The organism is Streptomyces sp. ACA25, assembly GCF_028200735.1.
GTDB lineage: Bacteria > Actinomycetota > Actinomycetes > Streptomycetales > Streptomycetaceae > Streptomyces.
Genome location: NZ_JAQKPV010000071.1, coordinates 1 through 990, shown reverse-complemented (window position 1 = coordinate 990; position 990 = coordinate 1). Strand labels below are relative to the sequence as shown.

Annotated in this window: 1 protein-coding gene; it reads left to right on the top strand. The window is 68.3% G+C overall.

Translation table 11 applies throughout. The features are described from left to right. Positions 1-67: 67 nt before the first annotated feature. Positions 68-990: acyl carrier protein (locus PJ985_RS23200; protein WP_271685854.1), on the top strand; the 923-nt coding region annotated here is incomplete at its 3' end.

The window sequence follows — 990 nt, the reverse complement described above, 5'->3', positions numbered from 1 at the left end:
GGTGCTTGATGCTTTGGTGCAGCATCGTGTGCGTCGGGGTTTGTGCGGGGTGTCTCTTGGGTGGGGTTTGTGGGAGCAGGCGAGTGGGATGACGGGGCATTTGGGTGCGGGGGATGTGGCGCGGGCGGGGCGTTTGGGTGGTGCGTTGTCGGTGGAGGAAGGGCTTGCGTTGTTCGATGCTGCTCTGGTGTCGGGGCGGGCGCATGTGCTGCCGGTGCGGCTGGATGTGGGGCGGGTGCGGCAGGGGGGTGAGGTGCCGGCGTTGTTCCGTGGGTTGGTGCGGGGTGCGGTGGGGTTGCGCAGGGCGGGTGTGACGCGTGGTGGTGAGGGTGGTTTGGCCGGCCGGTTGGCTGTTGCGGCGGATCCGGAGGGGGTGGTGCTGGATCTGGTGCGTGAGGAGGTTGCTGTGGTGCTTGTGCATGCTTCCGGTGAGGCGGTGGATCCGGACCGTGCGTTCCGTGAGCTGGGGTTCGATTCCCTGACGGCCGTTCAGTTGCGGAACCGGTTGGCTGCGGTGACGGGTCTGCGGTTGCCGGCGACTTTGGTGTTCGATCATCCGTCGCCTGCGGTGCTGGCGCGGTTCTTGTGCGGTGAGTTGACCGGTGGGCAGGTGGCGGTGCCGGTCCGCAGGGATCCGGTGCGGGTTGATGAACCGGTGGCGATTGTGGGGATGTCCTGCCGGTTCCCCGGTGAGGTGAACAGCCCGGAGGATTTGTGGCGGCTGGTCATGGACGAGGCCGATGTGGTGGGTCCGTTCCCCACCGACCGCGGCTGGGACCTCGACACCCTCTTCGACCCCGACGGCTCACGGCCCGGCACGACCTACACCCGGCACGGAGGTTTCCTCACCGGAGCGGGGGAGTTCGATGCCGCGCTGTTCGGTATCTCGCCGCGTGAGGCGGTGGCGATGGATCCGCAGCAGCGGCTGCTGCTGGAGGCGTCCTGGGAAGCCTTCGAACGCGCCGGACTCAACCCCGGCGCACTGCGCGG